Raw genomic sequence first — 20070 nt, 5'->3', positions numbered from 1 at the left:
ATTGATTTGTATCTATAGTTGATATAAAGTGCTCCTCCATATAGAAAAAACCCTGGCCAAGGCCAGGGACAAATTTTTTTTTATACTAATGTTCAAAACATTAATTCGTCAATGCGCTAACGATACCCTTAATATGTTCGATTGATTGTTGTGTATATTGATCTAAAAGTACGCCGGCTTCGCTTTGTTGAGCCGTCAGATACGGATTAGAAACCGGAGGCATAAATTCCATGGTAATGCATCCCTTGTATCCGACCTCCATTAAGGTTCTAAACACTTCCTCAAAATTTGTCTGACCTAAACCTGCCGCTTCTCTGGTGTTGTCAGCAATATGGACATGAGCCAAATAAGGAGCAATGTTTTGAAGCGCGGATCTGTGGCTTCTTTCCTCAATATTCATATGGAACAAATCCGCCATGATCCTCACGTTGCCTAGGCCCACCTCTTGGGCAAGCTGTTTAGCCGTGCTTAACTTATTGACCAAATAGGTTTCGAATCGATTTAACGCTTCAATCGTCAGAACGATATTTTTCGATTCCGCGTAGGACCCTGCATCTTGAAGACTGGAAACAGCCAGCTTCCATTCTTCCTGTCTGGAAGATTCCGGGACGATTTTTCCGACGGGCGACGGAACGACGATGACTACAGAAGCACCTAATTCCGCAGCTATGTCGACGCACGCCTTCACATATTGAATCGCTCTACTCCGTATTTCCGAATTAGGACTAGAGAGGTCGCGGTCCGCTGTATAGATTCCGCAAATGGAGGTGCAAATCAGACCGTGTTTGATTAGCAGTGATTGAACGGCATCCAGATCCATCTGATCAGGTTCGCCGGCAAGTTCCACCCCATCATAGCCGCACTTCTTCAACCTAAGTAGACTCGTTTCCAAATCTTCATTTCCATAGATCCATTGCGTTACGCTATATCGATACATTTACTTTTCCTCCTCCTTGGCTTCCATTACCCCAGAAGGAAGCCTTCCCCTAGCGGGTCAGATGGGTCTACAACAAACTGATGCGTTCCGGTGATGAAAGCTCTCCCCTTAATTTGCGGTACGATAGCTGCAAAATCAGCCACTGTTCCAGTTCTCATGATACTCCCTGTAAACTGGCTATCTATTATGCTTTCATGTACAAAGTCTTGACCGATTTCTATTTCGCCCCGGGCATATAATGCTGCCATCCGCGCGCAAGTTCCCGTTCCACAAGGCGAACGGTCGATCTGCGCATCGGCGAATATCGTCACATTTCGCAGATGCGAGCCTTCCTTACGCGGAGAATCGGAAACGATCACGCCATAAATGCCTTGCAGCTCCGGCTCCAAGGGATGTCTTACCGTCATATGGCTCTCGATGTAGGCTTTTATCGAAGAGCCCCATCTTTGAAGTTGTGGCAACTGTCCAATTTCAACAGAGACATCAAGTTCCTCTGCTTTGACAATCGCATAGAATGCGCCGCCAAAAGCAATGTCTACCTTGAAAGACTTGCCAAGCACGGATACAGGCACATCTTGAGCGAAAACGAACGATGGAACGTTCTGAAACGAGACCGATTTCACCTCCGTACCGTCGTATTCGGCATTCGCAAACACTTTACCAGCCGGACTATCAATGATGATCTGCGAGCGTTTCCCGGTTGCCGGAAGAAAGCCCATTTCGATGGCAGCAGTTACCACAGCTATGATGCCATGTCCGCACATCGTGCTAAATCCTTCGTTATGCATAAACAGTACGCCGAAATCGGCATCGGGGCTTACCGGCGAGGTGATCACGCATCCGTACATGCCATGATGCCCGCGCGGTTCGTACATAAGCACTTTTCGAATGTAATCAAAGTGTTCGCGAAAATATGCCCGCTTTGCAAGGATGGTGTCGCCTTTTAGCGGTGGAATCCCTCCAATAATCATACGCAGAGGCTCTCCCCCCGTATGCGCGTCAATCGTGGTGTAATACTGCTTCAGTTCCATCGTCTGGCCTCCTAATATAGGGATCTTTGGGCACAGCTCAAAGTTTCTCCCTTTTAGTGATCTTCTGCAGGCGGAATCAATAAAAATCCCTCTTTTAGTTCATCATCCTCATGCACAAAAAAGGTATGCATCCCCATCATCCAAGCCGAACCTTCGATTCTCGTTATTACAGCCGGGAACCTGTCTAGCTGCGTCGTGCCGACGACTTGAGCGCGGAAGAGTGAACCGACAATGCTCTCATGCACAAACTCTTCATTCATGCCAATTTCTCCTTTGGCAAACATAACCGCAAGCTTGGCCGACGTTCCTGTGCCGCAGGGAGAGCGGTCAATTCCGCCCGGAGGGACGATAACGGTATTTTTCACATGGGCATCTGGATGCGTAGGGTCTGTATAAAATTCAACGTGGGTTAATCCTTTTATATACGGAGCTTCCGGATGCACCACCTCGATCGATCGGTTGATCGCTTTGCGCAAGTTTACTGCCATTTCCACTATGGTATCCGCATTCGATGGCGTAAGCTCAAGCCCCAGCACCCGGGCATCCGTTATCGCATAAAAGTTGCCGCCATATGCGATGTCGCAAAACACGCTGCCCAGTCCCTCCGCTTCAACTTCCACTTGCTTATATAAAAATGCAGGGACATTTTGAAAAGCTACTTTTTGAACCTTCCCATTTTGTACCGCAAGTTCCGCTTCAACCAGTCCCGCAGGCGTATCAAGCTTTATTTTCGTTATAGGCTCATTGACGGCGATCATTCCGGTCTCGACCAACGCCGTACAAACGCCTATGGTGTCATGACCGCACATTGGTAAATATCCGCCCGTTTCGATGTAGATCACGCCGATATCCGCCTCCGGGTGGCAGGGTTCCACGAGCACAGCGCCTGACATGACCCCGTGCCCCCTAGGTTCGAACATCAATATCTTTCGAATCCAATCATACTCCGTTTTCATTTGCAGCATTTTTTCCGACATCGTGGACCCTGCCAGTTTGGGAAGTCCGCTGATCACCGTTCTCGTAGGATTTCCGCCGGTATGCGTATCAACGGTCATAAACACTTTTTTGCTCTTCACGTATGGCTCACCCTCTCTTGAAATCGCTCGAACTTTAACGGCTCGGTTGATAGGATCGTTTCGGACTGCCCCGTTATGATTTCGCTCATCAATTTCCCTGTAACCGCAGCTAGACTGATGCCGTCACCTTCATGACCTGCAGCGATATAAAAGCCAGGCACCTCATCGACAGCGGAAACGATCGGCAAATGATCTTTTGTCCAAGGTCTCAACCCTGTGTAGGTGCGGATGATCTGAAAATCCCCGATTTTCGGATAAAAACGGAGCGTTCTTCTTGCCATACAACGTACAACTTCGAGATTCACGCGGGTATCAAATCCGACAAACTCCCGGCTGCTGCCAATCAAGAAATTTTGGCTTTCCGTAGGCTCGAACACGAGAGCAACGCCGTATTTTTCCGTAACCGGGTCGACCTTCCGCTGACCGCCGAATTTGGAGATCAAATATCCGAATTCCATCACTTTCCTTAGGCCAACAGGGACTTGGCGCGAGGCAACGATCAGGTGCCCTTTTCGTGGAACGATCGGAATGTTCAAACCGACCATCCTTCCGATGTGCGGCGCCCATACGCCTGCCGCATTTACGACTTTTTTTGCGGTAAATACGCCCTGATTCGTGTTGATCGTAAAATGTCCTGTGATGGGATCTCTGTTGATGGATGTAACTTCCGTTTTCAGACAGACGCGCACACCATATTTTTTTTGAGCATCATCAAATAAGGAGTAAGTAAGCAGATAAGGATTGACGGTCGAATCCGTTCCGCATTCGAGACCTCCCGGAAGATCGTCGGCAAGGAACGGGGATTCCTGGCGAATATCCTGCCGGTCCAGCATCCGAAACGGAAGCCCTAACGCCTTTTGTCTGCTCACCCACTGCTGCGCCGCCTCCATTTCTTCATCCGTTTCACAGACGAGAATGCTGCCTGGCGCTCTGTATTCGAATGGGCAGGTCAATTCCCGGCTCAGTTCATCAATAATCTGTTGGCTAACCCGTGACATTTGACTGTCAAAGCCCGGATCTTTATCGATCGCCAAAATGTTCCCGTCACATCGAGATGAGGTGCCGCTCGCAAGTTCCCCTTTTTCAAGCACAGTCACGTCCAACCCTTGTTTACCCAAAAAATAAGCAATGGCTGATCCGACGATGCCCCCTCCAATAATGACAACCTCTGCATGGTTCGCACTCATGACCATTTTCCCTTCCAACAAATTAGAATCACAATCTGCCCATTCAAAAAGCAATTTTCGTGCCACATCGTTGAATCGTGTATGTCTAAAAAAATTTACAGTTATCCCCATGGAGTGTATAATCTAAACAAAAAAACTTTCAATTCATAAGGTGAGGTCATCATAATGAAGCACAAAGCCCCTACCATTGACGAGCTGACTCGGAACGATTATTGTTTCATCGACAAAGAAGGCGACGCAGAACCTACAATGGCGCAATATATCTCCTCCCTGCAGCCGACTCAAAAAGCGGTCCTTTTTTATAAAGACGGCGAGCGGCTTTTTTCTTATGTGGGACATCACCCGGCTATCGAGCTTAGTTTGATGGATTTGCCTTGGCAAACCACCGTTTCCGTTTCCAAAGATACGCAGCTGGATGCTGTTATTCCTCTTTTCCGCGAAAACGATTACATTCTTGTTAAAGATGCTACCGGCCAGCCAAGCGGGTATGTGACCGCTGCCGACATGCTTACAGCATTTCATCAAGCACATCGATATTTAGAAGCCTATTTTGAAACGATGATCAATACCATGGATGCCTCTATTTCAATGATCGACGATAACGAACGGACGGTTGTGTGGACCAAGGGAGCCGAGCGAATCTTTTCTATTAAAGCCGAAAACATTCTCGGCAAACCGATGCCCGACTTCTTTCCCGTCGACATGCTGCAGATCTTAAAAACACATAAAACCGGCGAATCCGTCATCCGTAAGCTGCACCAACCGCGGCCTGATTTATATGTCCTGATTAACTCAAACCCCATTCGGCTACAAGGACAAATTATCGGTTCCGTTGTTGCAGAAACCGACATCACCAGTGAGGTCAGGTTGAATCAGGAGCTTTTCAACGCCACTTCCAAGGTCCATCAACTGCAGCAACAGATGGCCCAGCTCAAGTCCTCCACCGACCCATTCAGCCAAATCAAAGGGACTAGCAGCGCAATCAAACGTACGATCGACATGTGCAAAAAGGTTGGAACAACCAAGGCGACTGTGCTAATTCTCGGTGAAAGCGGTGTCGGCAAAGAGCTTTTCGCGAAGGCCATCCATGACGTCCGGGAACAAAAGGACGCTCCTTTTATCGCGATCAACTGCGGCGCTATTCCTCCTTCCTTATTCGAAAGTGAGCTTTTCGGATACGAAAAAGGGGCGTTCTCCGGTGCTGACCACAATGGCAAGAAGGGGAAAATCCAACTTGCGACAGGCGGTACCCTATTTTTGGATGAAATTGGTGAAATGCCGCTTGATATGCAGGTCAAGCTTTTGCGTGTACTGCAGGAGAAAAAATATTACGCCGTAGGCGGAACCAAGCAGTTGAATGCCGATTTCCGCGTCATAGCCGCCACCAATCGCGATTTGGACGCCCAAGTCAAAAAAGGATTGTTCCGTGAAGACCTTTACTACCGTTTGAATGTGGTTACGATCGACATTCCCCCATTGCGCGAGAGAAAAGAAGATATTATCGAATTAACACATTGTTTTCTGAACGAATTCTCAATCAGCTATAACCGGCTTATACAGAATATCCCTCAAGAAGTTTTATTGGATTTGCTTCATTACAGTTGGCCCGGCAATATAAGAGAGTTGCGAAATACGATTGAACGACTGGTTGTTTTTGCTGCAGACGGCTCGGTGAGAAGGGATGACTTGCCTGTGTCGATCTACTCATCTCAAAATAATGCTGATACCCCCCTGCAAGAGGAAGCTTCGAATGTGATCCACACCTTACAGGAGGAATTGGAAATCCATGAGAAACAGATCATTGTCAAAGCTTTGGAACTGGAGAAGGGCAACAAGCTGGCGGCTGCCAAACGGCTCGGCATGTCTCGCGCGACGCTGTACAACAGGATGAACAAGCTTGGTTTTTCCGAATGATCCAATTTGGGGAAACCACACTGTCTAATTTTTTGTACATCGCTCGACACAAATCCTAAAAATTTAGACAGTCCTGCTCATAAAGATTCAATATTACAATCTGCGCAATTGTTTTGGATAGTGCGTCAGCACTTCAACTTGACCATTTGGCTGAACATATACATCATCCTCGATGCGCACTCCGCCAAGCGATGGCAAGTAAATGCCCGGTTCGATCGTGAATACGTGACCCGGACCAATGAGCATCCCGTTGTCGCCATTAATGGAAGGATCCTCATGCAAATCCAGGCCTATACCGTGTCCAATGCGATTATTAAAGTAAGCACCATATCCTTTTTCTGCTATGATACCTCTCCCCGTTTGATCGATAATGCCGTATGGCAAGCCAACTTTGACTGCCTGAATGGCTGCTAAATTCGCGGTCAGCACGGTTTCATAAATCGTTTCCTGCTCCTTGGTCCCTTCCCCAATTAAAAACGTCCGGGTGATATCCGAACAAAATCCGTCCGCATATACCCCCATATCGAAGAGCAGAAAGTCATTTTCCCGAATCGGATAAGCGCCCGGTTTGCCATGGGGCATGCATGATCTTTTTCCGGTCAGTATGATGGATTCGAATGCAGGCTTATCACCGCCAAACTTCCTGATCTTATATTCCAGTTCAGCCGCAAGCTCTTGTTCCAACATGCCGACTTTAACTTTTTGCACGGTGCTTTCAAGCACTTTTTCGGCGATATCAACCGCCCTGCGGATGCTGACGAGGTCTTGTTCCGACTTAACCAGCCTTTCCTGGTTAATAAATGGCTCAATATCCGTACTTTGCAGGTCGGAAAACAACTCCTGCAGCCGCTCAACACGATAAAGACTTATAGCCTTTTTTTCCAATCCTAACGTGCCGATTCGCGTTCTACCCACTTTGTTTTTCAATAGAATGTATGGATTCTCACTGTCCGAGCAGGGGACCAAATCGCGAACGATTGAATGTTGTTCTGCTGCTTCGAGATCCAGACCGGGAACAATCATGCTTTCTCTTGCATGGAGAGTGTCGACGATAAGCGCCATAAATCGCTCATGCGGATTTGAAAGGAACCCGGTAAAGTAATAAATATTCGTCGGATTCGTAATCAAAGCGATGTCGATATGCTCTTTCTCCAAGTAATCACGCAGTTTGTGCAATCTCATTTCATAAATGGAACTCATACATATACCCTCCCGTTTTTCGCATCCATCATCCTGCTCAAGCAAATAACGTGCCAGTTTTTCCGGCTTTATGTTGGTCTGAACATTTTCCACGATCGTATTCGTTCCGATTTGGCGCGATTTTTGCTTGAAACGTGTATGAAGGAATCGCATTAAACCGAAAAGGAAGGAACCTCATGGATCTGACATCCGTTATTATTTGTCGATGCGAGGAAGTAAGCCTTGCTCATTTGCTGGAAACCGCCAAACGATATCCTTGTTCTTCCCGCGAGTTAAAACTGCGCACCCGGGCAGGCATGGGTTATTGCGGCGGACGCACCTGCCGTTTATTGGTTGATACAATCGTTCAGGAACTTACGGATGCGCCTGTCTCCCATGACTTGTCGCTGAAACATCAGCCTCCTGTCCGCCCTGTTTCATTTCAATGCATGGGAGGAGATCATCCATGAGCAACGGGCGAATTATGGACCACCCCATTTTGGGCGAATGGAACAAAGGAAAAAGGCTGACATTCCGGTTCGACGATCAGGAGTATGAAGCGTTCGAGGGTGAGACGATTGCCGCAGCCCTGCTCGCATATGGTATCCGCACGCTACGCTATCACGAAGATACCGGCACTCCGCGCGGCATTTACTGCAATATCGGACACTGCTTTGAATGCCGTGTTACGGTTGACGGGGTAGACGGTCAGCGAGCATGTCTCACATTGCTAAAGGACGATATGGACATTCGTTCAGGCAGAACGCTTCCCTCCCCATTAAAGAAAGGAGCTCATCATTCATGACTGACGTACTTATCGTCGGAGCCGGTCCCGCCGGATTGTCAGCCGCAATCTCCTGTGCAGAACGCGGGATAAAAGTAAAAGTAGTCGACGAATTCATGAAACCCGGGGGCAGACTGCTGGGTCAGATGCATCAAGAACCGAACGGGTCTTGGTGGAACGGAATCGAAGAAGCGGCCAAGCTTCATGACAAAGCCAAGTCTCTAAGCGTGGATATTGAACTTGGAGTTTCCGTATACGATGTCAAGCAAACGTCTGACGGTTGGGAAGTCTATACGTCCAGCGGTGTACGTGCAGTGACTGCTCTGCTGCTTGCTACTGGTGCGGCTGAGACCGCTACCCCTATTCCAGGGTGGACGCTCCCTGGTGTCATGTCCATCGGAGCTGCTCAGGTGATGACGAATGTGCACAGGGTCCGTGTGGGCATGCGCGGCATCATTGTCGGAATCAATGTGCTATCGATGGCCATTGCACGCGAGCTGCAATTAGCCGGCATCGATATTGCCGCCATGGTGCTTCCCTCTAGGAGCATCATTAACAGAGAGGCTAGCTCGCCTCAAAAAGTGATGCAGTCCATGATGCGCCTGGGGCACCTTGCACCCACCCCGATTCTTCGACTTGGCAGCGGCTTGATGCGTTATTCCCCGCTGCAAACATGGGGACTCCGTCTTTACCCCAAGAACGGTATTAAAATTTGGGGGATCCCGCTCCAACTGCGTAAAGCAGCTATAAATATTGAAGGGAAGGAAAAAGTCGAAAGCGTGCAGCTCGCCGATCTTACACCAAAAGGCGAAATTGTGTCTCATTCCATACGAAGCGATCCCGTCGATTTCGTATGCATGGCGGGCAGCCTGTATCCTCTAGCCGAGCTGGCAGCTGTAGCGGGATGCCCTTTCCGCTTCGTCCCTTCATTAGGCGGGCATGTCCCGCTCCACAACGCCCAGATGCAAACACCGCTTACAGGCTTGTTCGTTGCGGGGAATATTACGGGAATAGAAAGCGCCAAGATAGCGGCGGCCCAAGGCACGGTTGCGGGCATTTCGATTGCGGCTTTTCTCAGGGATAACGGAAATAATGATGAGATGCAGCGAGCAGTAAGGAATGTTCGGGCGATGCGTGAACAAGCACTCATTCAGTTTCACCCCCAGGTCGCTGAAGGGCGCCGGCAAATAGAAACGATGTACGGCGAGTTCAGGAAATAAGCGATCATATGAATCAATTTCGCAACTCATATGCGAGTTACCCACTGCCATCAGCCACTTTCGCAGAAATAACAGGAACTTTCGAGGCACCCGCTGGACAAAGAACAAAGGTCGTTGATAGTGAACACGTTTGACGCTAAATTTCGGAGAAATCGCCATTTCGGGGCTCGAAAGAACAAAAGTCCATAAACAACGAACAATCATCGCTAATTATGGACTTTTATTCTTTCGAAGCCTGATTGGTGGTCCTTTACCCACCAAATGCGTCAAAATATTCTCTATTAGCGACCTTGGTTCTTTATTCAACGGAAAGGGAGAACTGTAGCAACTTAATACAACTACAAATGCGGCCGAGAGCAGTACATGCTCGGCCGCATTTGTTTAATTACGCATAATTGATGGCACAAGTTTTGACTTCACTGTAGAAGCTGAGCGCCGCTTGTCCCTGTTCCCTAGAGTAAGAGCTCGACATTTTCATTCCGCCAAACGGAGCCTGATATTCCACACCGGCTGTTTCCTGGTTGACGCGCACCATCCCGGCTTGCGTATCATCTAGAAAGCGAAGAGCGTACGACAAATCTCTCGTAAACACAGATGCACTTAATCCGAATACGGTGCTGTTGCACAAATCGACCGCATGTTCGTAATTGTCTGCTTCCAACATGACGGCAACGGGTCCGAATATTTCCTCTTGAACGAGCGGATGATCACTTCCTACCCCAGATGCAAGCAGCGGGTACACAAAATGCCCTTCGCTCTCCGTCACTTTGTGGCTGCATTCGGCAATCACTTGAGCTTGTTCATGGGCCATCTTCACATAGGACATAACACTTCGATATTGATGTGACGAAGCGACAGGACCCAGATAAGCGTGAGGATTGAGTGCCGGTGCGATTATCAACGATTGAACCGCTTTTTGCATCGCAGTTGTAAAAGCGGGCGCAATTTCCCGTTCTACGAGGATTCGACTGGTCGCCGTACACTTCTGCCCCGCTGATCGAAACGCTCCGCTAAGAATCGCCGGAACGGCTTTATCCAAATCCGCATCCTTCAGTACGACCGCCGCATTTTTGCCGCCCATTTCCGTCTGGTATTTGATATTTCGCTTTGCGCAAGAGGCAGCCACATGTAACCCTGTTGCGGTCGAACCGGTGAAACTGACTGCATTCAGGTTACATTGTTTAAGCAGCGTGTCGCCGATTTGGCTTCCCTTGCCGATCACAAGATTCAATACGCCGGCAGGAAGGCCTGCTGAGTGAAATATTTCCGTCATTCTGGTTGCCGTTAGTGATCCATATTCCGCCGGTTTCCAAATAACGGTGTTACCGCAAATCAAGGCAGGGGCAATCTTCCATATCGGAATGGCTACGGGGAAATTCCATGGCGTGATGATGCCGACGACGCCGAGCGGGATACGTTTCGAATACTGCAAAACATTCGTTTCATAAGATGGAATGACACTTCCGAGCGAGCGTACGCCTTCGGCCGCGTAATACTTCAGGAGGTTTACGCCCCGCATCACTTCGCCTTTCATCTCTGTGATCGGCTTGCCCATCTCCCGGCTTGCTAGTGTGGCCAGCTCTTCGAGATCAGCCTCAAGCGCTGCTGCCAGGCGCGACAGATGTTCACCACGCTTGGGTGCGGACAATCCTGCCCAGCCGGGCAGTGCCAAGTGGGCTGCTTGTTCAGCCTGAATCACATCGGACTCGCCGGAAAGATGCAGGATGCCTACTTGTTCATGCAAGTTCGATGGATTGGTAACGGCAATTTCACCTGCTGTCGGTGTGACCCATTCACCACCGATCCAGTTTTTACTTTGCATCATAGAACATTCTCCCCGTTATGATATTATGGTTTTGCATGAACAGGCCGGTTGACAGCATATTCGTATGCCGCCAGGACAGCGAGTCTCTCCTCTTCAGCAAGCGGCAAGCGAGGCGGACGGCTCGGACCTGTCGGACGGCCAATTAAATCCATCGTGTATTTGATCGCTTGAACCAAGCGCGGACTTGCATCGAAGTGGAATAGCGGCAGTAAATAGCGGTAAAGATCGAGTGAATCTTGCACACGCCCGGCTCTCGCCCATTCGAACACATCGATGCTTTCTTTCGGCAATGCATTGGCGAATCCGGCGATCCACCCGGTTGCCCCCGCCAAGGCGCCTTCCATTGCCAGATCATCCACGCCGATCATCACTTCCAGATCGGTTTCGCGGATGATGTCGTAAATACGGCGCACATCACCTGAAAATTCTTTGACGGCAACGATATTTTCAAACTGCGATAGCTTTTGCAAGACACGAGGTGTTAAATCAACCGGATAATCAAACGGATTGTTATACACGATAACAGGCAGACCTGCGTTAGATATCGCTTCATAATGGGCAATGACCTCAGCTTCGGTCGGCTTGTAATTGATTGGCGGAAGCGCCATAACGCCAACAGCGCCTTTCTCTTTGGAGAACTGAATCAATTCAACCACTTGCTTCGTAGAAGGTGCCGCCGAACCGATGACAACCGGTACCCGCCCCGCTGCCGCATCGATTGTTGCCGTAATCACCTGCGCTCTCTCTTCTCTGGTAAGAGCCGCATACTCACCTAGCGACCCCGTAGGAATAATGCCATTCACACCATTCTGGATCAACCAATCGACATGCTCTTGCAGACGTTTGAAATCAACCTCATAAGCATCTGTAAAAGGCGTAATTGTAGCAACATAAACACCTGGAAATTGAATCATATTGATCTGTCTCCTCTCAATTTAAGTTTTTTCTCAGCAAACCGTCAGAAATGCTCGAATACGCATCCCTCCTCCTCAAAATACTCGTATCATCTGCTTTTCCGCCGCAAGTTGGAACAAAATAGCTTCTCCTCAGCAAGGTAAGACCAGGACGAGAATCAATCATACGAATGCAGTCTAAAATTTTAGACACTTGATGCGTGTCAATGTCCAATTCCTTAGATATTTTGTCAGCTATTCCTTTAGCTAGATCCTGTAAATGTCCCCTAACCCACAGTTGAAGCTCCATCAATAGCGTTCGAATCTCTGGCAATCGCCTAAACCGGCATCCTTTCAATTTCCATAAATGGGTTATCTAACAACTGCTCCAGCAGTTAAGAAACAAGATCCAATATAGTAGCTAGCAATTTGCATGCCAATGTTTGGCGGGATCTAGTTATGTACCAAAAATTTTCACCATGTGTGCCTCCAATTTTGAGCAAAAAGGAAGCCTCTCCTTTCCACTGAAAAAGACAAAAGACCGTTTAAAGCCATTTCACAGGCTAAACGGTCTTTTTACTTCCCTTAAATCCCAACTTAGGAGCATTTGGGAACGAACTTGTCTTAATTAATCCGCCATCTTCTCGTCTGCAAAGATGAAAAATATCATTAGAGGCACGATTGCAGCATCCACACATGTCTGTTACGATGAAGAACATCTTTCCAGAGCTACACTCGCGTACAAATCCGCTTTTTTCTCGTCAGTAAGTATTCAAAACATCGTTAGAGACACGACTTCAGTTCCCCTTCGCCTCTGTAACGATGAAAAACACCTTTCCAGCTAGTGGACCCATGATCCATGGATAAGCGTTTCAGTACGTTTGTCTCCATTTTTTAAGCATCCCAAGATCCTCTTTCTTCCAGCCCACTGTCGTGTATGAAAATAAAACTTGAAGTTTGCATGCCAATGCTATCGGGATTGACGCACAAACTCACGCGGAGTAACGCCCAGGATGCGTGTGAAATGGCGGTGTAAATGGCTCTGGTCGCTGAAACCGAGCGCCGCTGCAACGTCATGTACGGCATTTCCGCCTAGCAATAGTTGCTGTGCTCTACGAATTCGCTCCTGTATGACATAACGATGCGGAGGCACTCCCATGGCTTCCTTAAAAAGCCGAACCAAATGTGAGGAGCTGACATGAGCCGACGCCGCCAGATCATCTAAGGAAATCTCCTGCCCGAGATGCGCATGAATATATTCCAGGGCGCCCACCAATTGCTTCCGGGCCAGCCGCTGATGGGCTGTTGTTTGCTTTCCGTCAACCGTACCGTAGCGTTGCAGCAAATGAACTGACAACATCCGAATGAGCGAATCGGTATACAATTTGCCGCCAGGCCCACCGTCTTTCAAATCCGCCAGCAGCCACTGCGCCAAGTGGACGACTCGGTCATCGCGCAGCCGAATGTGCCTGCCGAAATCGATGGCACTTCCTTGCGGAAGCTCCATTTCAGCGGCCACCTGATCGGTTAAGGTCGGCGGCACATCCAGGCGAATAAACGAGATGTCCTCTTCCCACCTGCAGAATGACATATCGCCTGCCGAGAACAAATTGATGTCGCCCTGATGCGCCACCCCGTCTCCGCGATACCCGTCCGCCCGTTCAAACACACGCACTGGCTCCGGGGTCAGATGGATCACAAGCAGATGGTCGGACAAAACCGGCTCGAAAGCTTCTTGAGGAGAAACGCCTTCCCAACCCGAAACCTTCACATCGGACCACCCCAAGGCGCTGCCTGTCACGACTGGATCGTTCGGCAAGAATTTCACCTCCATTAAGCGAGAATATTACGGGGACTTCGCCCAACAATTTCCATTTCATTGTATCGCGACTTCTGATCAAGTTCAATGCGACCTGTACGATGAATGAGCATTTTGTACAATATCGTGATCATTATGTGCAAGAAAGAGCAGTCCGGAACATATTATACTTGAGTCAAGACAAGAGGCATTCATTATCTTAGGAGGTTGTGTACATAATGAAATACACGAGATTAGGCAATTCCGGTTTGATCGTATCGAGGTTGGCATTCGGGACTATGACTTTTGGCTCGGGGAACATTCCAAGCGTATACAAAGTCGATCAGGATGTGGCGCAAAATCTGGTGGACCATGCCCTTGACGTCGGCATTAACTTCTTTGACACGGCTGACGCTTATGCAGACGGACAAAGCGAAGAAATGCTCGGACGATTGCTGGGTGCGTGCCGGAAAGAAACAATCGTCGCCACTAAAGCCGGCATGCGGGTGGGTTCTGCCCTTGTTCAATCCGGACTATCCCGCAGGCATCTGTTCAACGCATGCGAAGCGAGCTTGACCAGATTGAATACGGATTATATTGATCTTTATATCGTCCATAAGACTGACCCGTTCACTCCGCTTGAAGAAACGCTTGAAGCATTGAACGATCTTGTCCGTCAAGGAAAAGTCCGGTATATTGGCTATTCTAACTGGCCGGCTTGGCTTGCAGCCCAAGCGCTTCAGATGCAGCGCGAACGCGGATGGGCCCCGTTCATTAACGGCCAAATGTATTACTCCTTAATCGGCCGTGATGTCGAGCATGATACGGTGCCGTTCATGACGAACTGCGGAGTGGGATTAACGGTATGGAGCCCTTTGGCCAGCGGATTCTTAAGCGGGAAATATACGCGCGACAACCTCAACGATCCGAACAACCGACTGAGCGGATTCGATTTCTTTCCACATGACAAGGAACATGGCTTTGCCATTCTGGATACTGTACGGGACATTGCGCAGCGACATAGCGCAACCCCTGCGCAAGTGTCGATTGCTTGGTTGCTAGCGCAGACTCATGTAAACAGCATTCTGCTGGGTTCTAGTAAAATAGCCCAACTCAATGAAAATTTGAACGCAAGCGAGCTGGAACTGAGCTCGGAAGAACTCGCAACTCTGGATCAATTGACACGTCCTGAGCCACTATATCCGAACTGGTTTACAGCCAAGCTGCTTGACCCTCAAGTTACAGCAGCATTGAAATAACCCCATTCTTTGCAATAACAAAGCGGCAGCCATGAACATAAAGGTTCAGGACTGCCGCTTTGTTATGGATTATGCTTGACGATTTGTATGCCATTTGATTTCTTGAATGAACTCGGAGACGGATTCGTGTAAACGCGTAGAGATTTCATCATCCAGAATAGCCTGGCCCTGATCGCCCCAAGTCACTTGCTTATCCAATACATATACGCCTTGCAAAATGTTCTGGGCGCCTAACGACGACAAAACTGGCTTTAATGCATAATCAATGGCAAGCAAATGCGAGATCGTACCGCCTACTGCAAGCGGGAGCACAATTTTACGGTCAAGCCCTTTTTGTGGGAGAAGATCGAGAAATGCTTTCAGAACGCCCGTGTAGGAGGCTTTGTACACCGGTGTTGCGACGAATACGGCATCCGCTTCAGCAACAATCGCGTTGGCTTTTACGATCGCTTCGCTATTGAAGTTAGCATACAGCAGATCCTCCGCCGGGATATCTCGAACTTTAATCCATTCGACGTCCAATCCGGCTTGCAGCAGCTCCACTTTGGCGACTTCAATGACGCCGTGCAATCGGGATGTTGGGGTCGGACTTCCAGAAATAATCACTACTTTAGCCATGTCATTCACTCTCCGTTATTAGTTTTAAAAAAAGACTCCACAGCCTTTATCACGAGGGCAAAGGGGGAGTCTCCAGTAGTCCGGTCGACTTGAACAAATCATAGTATTTCACTTGGATTTATCTTATCATCGCCCAAACTGATCGTCAACACCTAATTGCTTAAAAGAAGTTCCAGCCGGGCAGCCAGCGTAGGAAAAACGAATACTTAGCAGGAATGATCATGCCTGACAAGATCGGATAGAAGAGCACGAACAGCAGCAGCACCCCTGTCAAATATCCATATACCCGCTTCCGTCTATACAGCGATCCTTCCTCCAAATACTCTTTTATATAGTAGGTTAATATGAGAATAAGGAAAGGAACCATCGCAAAATAATGATAAATAAACGTGAGTCTCGGCACAAGAATCCATGGCAAATACTGTGAGCAATAGGCGATCAGCAGCATGCGAAGCTTGCGATCTCTTCGTTTGAAAACCACATAAAACGATAATAACACCGCTATGAATCCCGGCCACCAAACGAGCGGATTCCCGAAGGAAATGATGCTGGACAGCATGCCCTCCGGCATCAGCTTTGCCTGATAGTACCAGATCGGCCTCAGCATCAACGGCCATTCCCACCATGGAGATGAGAACGGGTGCGTAGCGACGAGATCTTTATGATATTTGTACATGTGCACCTGGTACGTGACGATGTCCTTCAGGCCGTGACCCGGTCCGGGAACCATCATAAACGGGATATAAGATAATGTATAGACGCCAAGCGGCACAATGATGAACATAAGCACACACCAAGCAAGCGTAAGGATCGTATTTCTCAAGAAAAGACGCTGTACAAGCTGCAATCGGCTGCTCTGTTCGGCTGTTAAACGGACCTGTTCAGAAGCAGCATCTACAGTCGATTCAGATTCCGTAATGGAAGAGTCTTCGCGCAGTAACTGTCGAGCGAAACGATATTCGCTAAAGCGCTCAAGCAGCGATAACAGGAGCAACAAGGCGAGCCCTGCACCGCCATAAATCACGATCCATTTGGAAGCAGCCCCTATGCCAAAAAACAATCCGGATAAACCAAGAGGTACAAGCGTCGCCCAAAGCCGTTCGCGATAAAAATTGAGCGTCGTATAACGGTACATGAAATAGAACATCAGCATGATGAAGAATACCCCATACACATCGATCGTCGCGATCCGCGTCTGCGCGAAATGCATAAAGTCGAACGTAAGCAAAAATGCAGCGACAAATGCAAACTCAGAGCGTCCGAACATCCGCTTGGCGAACACATAGATGACGGGAATCATCGCTACACCGAATAAGGTGCCAATGATTCTCCATCCAAACGGATTTAAGCCAAACACGTAGATCCCAATCGAAATGAGAATTTTGCCGAGCGGCGGATGCGTGCTTTCATAAGGCTCGATTTGATGAAGGTGCTCATACGCTGTTCTCGCATGATAAATCTCATCGAAATAGGAACCTTCCATATACGTAGGTGTGTATGGCACTACGCTTGGCTCATCAAACAGTAGAGCAGGTTTGCCTTCATCAGACGCACTTACATTTTGTTCGGTGACTTGAAGGATCGGTAAAATCGCCGTGCTCCCGTCACCGAAAATTCCCACTTCATGGAGATGAAGCGCTGCACTCTCATGCGAGTCGATTGTAATTTTTACATAGCGCGCATCCAGCTTTGGCTCTACGGTATTCCATGTAAATACCTTCGTATGATCGGACTTCACCGCTATCGGGTTCTTCCAATCCTTCCCGTCCATGGAGAACCAATAGGAGTACGCCCCTTCCCCAACGCCCGCAAAACTGTTAATTCTCGTAAGGTTATGGGCAGCCCCTAAATCAACCACTACGGCTTCCCCCGAGTTTGCCGGTTTCCAAAACGTAACAGGGTCCTTATGCCCGCCGAGGTGGGACAGCGCAATAAGCGTATAAACCAATACCAAACCGCCTAAGTACCACATATCTTTTTTAGCAAAAAAGCGTCCTTTGCCGCTTCTTTCGATCTCGTCTTCACGAGGTTTGAAAATGGCGTCCCAGCGTTCGGAGAACGATGGACCTAGTTTCTCAGGTGGATGCGGGTTATGATCCTCCGCCCCCTGTCCTTGAAGTGGTTCCACGAAAAGCCTCCATCCCAATAAACATGCATAGCCGAACAAAATGACATTTACCGCTGAAACGATAAGCATCAACGAATCATAACGCGGAATGTGATAATCCTGGTGGAAACTGCGCAATAGCACATCCGCAACATTAATAAAATGAGTAAGGCTGAATCCGATAAACAACCGGAGAATCCGGCGATCTTTTATGTATATGAAACTACAAAGCGCCAGCAGCAGACCATAATGCAAATAGCGCTCATGCATTTTGGTCATGCACATAAACACGGCGGTGATAAACATAAATGAGATGTAAAGCAGTGCTCCGCGCTGCCCCCTGCTGCGTATATACAAGTAGCAAACGTAAATAATGGAAAACCCCATAAGCACCCAGCCTATCCATTGATAGGAGATGTGCAGCACACCTGAAGTCATATCGATGAAGTTGCCGCCCAGCAGCGCCATGACATTGAAGGCATTCAACGAGGCATACGGGTATGAGGCCAATGTACCGGAATACAGTTCAAACAGCCATCCATATCCTCTTCCTATGGCAAAAGGGAGCGCCGACACGGCGATCGTCGCCGCACCGCTCAGGATGCTTAACAGCCATACCACCGCATTGCGTCTGCGAATGACATCGATCAGCAGAAAGATGCCAAACAACAAAGCTTGCGGTTTCAGCAAGATGGCTAGCGCTATAAAAACCGATGCTTGCGGCAGCTTTCCCTGCTGCTGCATCAAGAAGGTGGCGAGAATAAACAGCATGAAAAACGAGTCAACCTGTCCCCAAACCGCTGAGTTCACCCAAATGGCAGGGTCAAAAACAAACAAAGCAGCAAGACCCAAAGCTTGAAGCCACGTTCTCGCGCCGCCATTCTTGCTTAGAGCAAGACGATAAATGACATAAGCGGTTACCAGATCGGCTAAGATTGCCGGAAGCTTTAAAATGATCAACGATTCCCAGTTTTCCCAAGGGATAGAGAGCTTGTGGTGAAGCATGCCAACCACATAGAGCACATACATATATCCTGGCGGGTAGTCAAGGAAATAGTCTTTGGCATTCGTGTATAGTCCAGACAGACCTACCGTATAAGCGCGATCGGACCATGCCATGAACGTTCGCACATCCGTATCATAGCCAATCCAGACGGGCGCAATCAGCAGCCGCATCAGCAGCGCGACAAGAAGAAGAATGCCCATGATCAGCATCCTTTTGGGGGAGCTCCCCAGTTGCTTGAACCAGCTTAACATGCAGAAATCTCCTTTTCCCCCAATCCTAACTATTCCCATTATACTCGTCCCACTTGCCGCAGAAAAGGAAAAAAGCACCGACTCCCTGGTCAGTGCTTAGGCTCAAGCTTTTCGATGCGCTCGCAAATCTCGTGCAGCCAATCATAATCGGCGGTGAGTGAAGCGCAAAGCGATAAATTCTCCAGCTTTAATCGATTCCATACATAGGTCGCGTTCGCTTCCAAGCACAGCATCAGCTCATCTTGTTCCGCTCTCGTCAGCTCCCGCGCTCTGCGCAATGTCCATAACTCCGCCATACGTTGATGAACGGCCAACATCGTTCCTAAGTCCTCCTGAAGATAGAAGTAGCTAACATTATGCAGTATGGACAAAGATGGAGGATGTGAAACAAGAACACTTGTACGAATATGTAAATAAAGGTAAAATGTAGTTGCAAAAGAAGGGAGGATTTGGTTTGCGTGGGTAATGGTATTGAAATCATCGAAGTAAAGGCGATGGACCAAAACGTATTAAACAACTTAAGCGAACTTTTAATAACGGTCGTTGAAAATGGTGCTTCGATCGGTTTTTTACCTCCTTTAAGTTCTGAGGACGCGCACGCCTATTGGCAAGAGGTTGTCCAACCCGGCGTTTATTTATGGATTGCTGTAGACGACGATCAAATGATCGGAACCGTGCAGTTGCATTTAGCGTTAAAGCAAAATGCCGGGCATCGAGCGGAAATTGCTAAGTTAATGGTACATCCTCTGGGCCGAAGAAAAGGTACCGCCCGTTTGCTTATGCAAATCGCAGAGGAGAAGGCCAAACAGGCGGACAGAAGCTTATTAGTGCTGGATACCCGGGCAAGCGATCCTTCCAATCTTTTATATCGATCAATCGGTTACACCGAAGCTGGGCGCATTCCCTTTTTTGCCAAATCAGCCGACGGAAGCCTGGAAGAGACTGTGATTTACTATAAACAGATCTAGAAAGCGAGTAAATTCAG

At 48.5% G+C, this 20070-nt stretch carries 18 protein-coding genes; 6 read left to right on the top strand and 12 right to left on the bottom strand.

Going from position 1 to position 20070, the window contains the following annotated elements:
* Positions 1–100: 100 nt before the first annotated feature.
* The 4 genes from ACFQZT_RS25425 to ACFQZT_RS25410 are packed head-to-tail and all read right to left on the bottom strand — an operon-like array spanning position 101 to position 4231.
* Positions 101–937, bottom strand: coding sequence for a TIM barrel protein (locus ACFQZT_RS25425; protein WP_379304452.1), 837 nt, complete (start codon positions 935–937; stop codon positions 101–103).
* 26 nt (positions 938–963) lie between these two features.
* Positions 964–1968 (bottom strand): proline racemase family protein, encoded by a 1005-nt coding sequence (locus ACFQZT_RS25420; RefSeq protein WP_379304450.1) that lies wholly within the window; start codon positions 1966–1968, stop codon positions 964–966.
* A 53-nt stretch (positions 1969–2021) separates the two neighbouring features.
* Positions 2022–3044 (bottom strand): proline racemase family protein, encoded by a 1023-nt coding sequence (locus ACFQZT_RS25415; protein WP_379304448.1) that lies wholly within the window; start codon positions 3042–3044, stop codon positions 2022–2024.
* Complete coding sequence (locus tag ACFQZT_RS25410) at positions 3041–4231, bottom strand: NAD(P)/FAD-dependent oxidoreductase (protein WP_379304446.1); 1191 nt, start codon at positions 4229–4231, stop codon at positions 3041–3043. The genes ACFQZT_RS25415 and ACFQZT_RS25410 overlap by 4 nt, the downstream gene beginning before the upstream one ends.
* A 165-nt stretch (positions 4232–4396) precedes the next feature.
* On the opposite strand from ACFQZT_RS25410, the gene ACFQZT_RS25405 reads away from it, so the two are divergent.
* Positions 4397–6145, top strand: a complete 1749-nt coding sequence (locus ACFQZT_RS25405) for a sigma-54 interaction domain-containing protein (RefSeq protein ID WP_379304444.1) — start codon at positions 4397–4399, stop codon at positions 6143–6145.
* 93 nt (positions 6146–6238) lie between these two features.
* Here ACFQZT_RS25405 and ACFQZT_RS25400 read toward each other — a convergent pair whose 3' ends face one another.
* Entirely contained in the window at positions 6239–7345 is a 1107-nt protein-coding gene (locus tag ACFQZT_RS25400; RefSeq protein WP_379304442.1) for a M24 family metallopeptidase, read from the bottom strand.
* A gap of 176 nt (positions 7346–7521) precedes the next feature.
* On the opposite strand from ACFQZT_RS25400, the gene ACFQZT_RS25395 reads away from it, so the two are divergent.
* The 3 genes from ACFQZT_RS25395 to ACFQZT_RS25385 are packed head-to-tail and all read left to right on the top strand — an operon-like array spanning position 7522 to position 9328.
* Positions 7522–7794, top strand: coding sequence for a (2Fe-2S)-binding protein (locus ACFQZT_RS25395; RefSeq protein ID WP_379304440.1), 273 nt, complete (start codon positions 7522–7524; stop codon positions 7792–7794).
* Positions 7791–8129 carry a (2Fe-2S)-binding protein gene (locus ACFQZT_RS25390; RefSeq protein ID WP_379304438.1) on the top strand — a complete coding sequence of 113 codons (339 nt, stop codon included), beginning with the start codon at positions 7791–7793 and terminating at the stop codon, positions 8127–8129. Before ACFQZT_RS25395 ends, ACFQZT_RS25390 begins: the two co-directional genes overlap by 4 nt.
* The gene (locus ACFQZT_RS25385; protein ID WP_379304436.1) at positions 8126–9328 is read left to right on the top strand and encodes an NAD(P)/FAD-dependent oxidoreductase; all 1203 of its coding nucleotides are present in this window, start codon (positions 8126–8128) and stop codon (positions 9326–9328) included. The genes ACFQZT_RS25390 and ACFQZT_RS25385 overlap by 4 nt, the downstream gene beginning before the upstream one ends.
* Positions 9329–9713: 385 nt before the next feature.
* On the opposite strand, the gene ACFQZT_RS25380 is transcribed toward ACFQZT_RS25385, so the two are convergent.
* The 4 genes from ACFQZT_RS25380 to ACFQZT_RS25365 form a co-directional block, all read right to left on the bottom strand.
* Positions 9714–11150, bottom strand: a complete 1437-nt coding sequence (locus tag ACFQZT_RS25380; RefSeq protein ID WP_379304650.1) for an aldehyde dehydrogenase family protein — start codon at positions 11148–11150, stop codon at positions 9714–9716.
* A gap of 26 nt (positions 11151–11176) precedes the next feature.
* Positions 11177–12067, bottom strand: coding sequence for a dihydrodipicolinate synthase family protein (locus ACFQZT_RS25375; RefSeq protein WP_379304434.1), 891 nt, complete (start codon positions 12065–12067; stop codon positions 11177–11179).
* Positions 12068–12083: 16 nt separating this feature from the next.
* On the bottom strand, positions 12084–12356 hold the full coding sequence (locus tag ACFQZT_RS25370; protein ID WP_379304648.1) for an RNA polymerase factor sigma-54: 273 nt from the start codon (positions 12354–12356) through the stop codon (positions 12084–12086).
* Between the two features lie 660 nt (positions 12357–13016).
* Complete coding sequence (locus ACFQZT_RS25365) at positions 13017–13865, bottom strand: AraC family transcriptional regulator (RefSeq protein ID WP_379304432.1); 849 nt, start codon at positions 13863–13865, stop codon at positions 13017–13019.
* A 218-nt stretch (positions 13866–14083) separates the two neighbouring features.
* Here ACFQZT_RS25365 and ACFQZT_RS25360 point away from each other — a divergent pair, with 218 nt between their 5' ends.
* Complete coding sequence (locus ACFQZT_RS25360) at positions 14084–15103, top strand: aldo/keto reductase (RefSeq protein WP_379304430.1); 1020 nt, start codon at positions 14084–14086, stop codon at positions 15101–15103.
* Positions 15104–15172: 69 nt separating this feature from the next.
* Here ACFQZT_RS25360 and ssuE read toward each other — a convergent pair whose 3' ends face one another.
* The 3 genes from ssuE to ACFQZT_RS25345 form a co-directional block, all read right to left on the bottom strand.
* A complete protein-coding gene (gene ssuE, locus ACFQZT_RS25355; protein ID WP_379304428.1) occupies positions 15173–15721 on the bottom strand; it encodes an NADPH-dependent FMN reductase in 549 nt (182 codons plus the stop codon).
* 160 nt (positions 15722–15881) lie between these two features.
* The gene (locus ACFQZT_RS25350; protein WP_379304426.1) at positions 15882–19085 is read right to left on the bottom strand and encodes a glycosyltransferase family 39 protein; all 3204 of its coding nucleotides are present in this window, start codon (positions 19083–19085) and stop codon (positions 15882–15884) included.
* Positions 19086–19174: 89 nt separating this feature from the next.
* Positions 19175–19402 carry a DUF7667 family protein gene (locus tag ACFQZT_RS25345; protein WP_379304424.1) on the bottom strand — a complete coding sequence of 76 codons (228 nt, stop codon included), beginning with the start codon at positions 19400–19402 and terminating at the stop codon, positions 19175–19177.
* Positions 19403–19543: 141 nt separating this feature from the next.
* Between ACFQZT_RS25345 and ACFQZT_RS25340 the strand changes: the two genes are divergently transcribed.
* Positions 19544–20053, top strand: coding sequence for a GNAT family N-acetyltransferase (locus ACFQZT_RS25340; RefSeq protein ID WP_379304422.1), 510 nt, complete (start codon positions 19544–19546; stop codon positions 20051–20053).
* Positions 20054–20070: the final 17 nt, after the last annotated feature.

The organism is Paenibacillus sp. GCM10027628 (assembly GCF_042676385.1).
Classification (GTDB): domain Bacteria; phylum Bacillota; class Bacilli; order Paenibacillales; family NBRC-103111; genus Paenibacillus_E.
The sequence above is the reverse complement of the archived record's forward strand: the minus strand, read 5'-3'. Positions and strand labels throughout refer to the sequence as shown.

What these genes read in the sequence shown, in the direction of transcription:
- ssuE (WP_379304428.1), bottom strand. Translation starts at nt 15,721, where the DNA reads ATGGCTAAAGTAGTGATTATTTCTGGAAGTCCGACCCCAACATCCCGA.
- ACFQZT_RS25425 (WP_379304452.1), bottom strand. Translation starts at nt 937, where the DNA reads ATGTATCGATATAGCGTAACGCAATGGATCTATGGAAATGAAGATTTG.
- ACFQZT_RS25385 (WP_379304436.1), top strand. Translation starts at nt 8,126, where the DNA reads ATGACTGACGTACTTATCGTCGGAGCCGGTCCCGCCGGATTGTCAGCC.
- ACFQZT_RS25350 (WP_379304426.1), bottom strand. Translation starts at nt 19,085, where the DNA reads ATGTTAAGCTGGTTCAAGCAACTGGGGAGCTCCCCCAAAAGGATGCTG.
- ACFQZT_RS25345 (WP_379304424.1), bottom strand. Translation starts at nt 19,402, where the DNA reads ATGTTGGCCGTTCATCAACGTATGGCGGAGTTATGGACATTGCGCAGA.
- ACFQZT_RS25410 (WP_379304446.1), bottom strand. Translation starts at nt 4,231, where the DNA reads ATGAGTGCGAACCATGCAGAGGTTGTCATTATTGGAGGGGGCATCGTC.
- ACFQZT_RS25400 (WP_379304442.1), bottom strand. Translation starts at nt 7,345, where the DNA reads ATGAGTTCCATTTATGAAATGAGATTGCACAAACTGCGTGATTACTTG.
- ACFQZT_RS25390 (WP_379304438.1), top strand. Translation starts at nt 7,791, where the DNA reads ATGAGCAACGGGCGAATTATGGACCACCCCATTTTGGGCGAATGGAAC.
- ACFQZT_RS25395 (WP_379304440.1), top strand. Translation starts at nt 7,522, where the DNA reads ATGGATCTGACATCCGTTATTATTTGTCGATGCGAGGAAGTAAGCCTT.
- ACFQZT_RS25375 (WP_379304434.1), bottom strand. Translation starts at nt 12,067, where the DNA reads ATGATTCAATTTCCAGGTGTTTATGTTGCTACAATTACGCCTTTTACA.
- ACFQZT_RS25405 (WP_379304444.1), top strand. Translation starts at nt 4,397, where the DNA reads ATGAAGCACAAAGCCCCTACCATTGACGAGCTGACTCGGAACGATTAT.
- ACFQZT_RS25420 (WP_379304450.1), bottom strand. Translation starts at nt 1,968, where the DNA reads ATGGAACTGAAGCAGTATTACACCACGATTGACGCGCATACGGGGGGA.
- ACFQZT_RS25380 (WP_379304650.1), bottom strand. Translation starts at nt 11,150, where the DNA reads ATGCAAAGTAAAAACTGGATCGGTGGTGAATGGGTCACACCGACAGCA.
- ACFQZT_RS25360 (WP_379304430.1), top strand. Translation starts at nt 14,084, where the DNA reads ATGAAATACACGAGATTAGGCAATTCCGGTTTGATCGTATCGAGGTTG.
- ACFQZT_RS25370 (WP_379304648.1), bottom strand. Translation starts at nt 12,356, where the DNA reads ATGGAGCTTCAACTGTGGGTTAGGGGACATTTACAGGATCTAGCTAAA.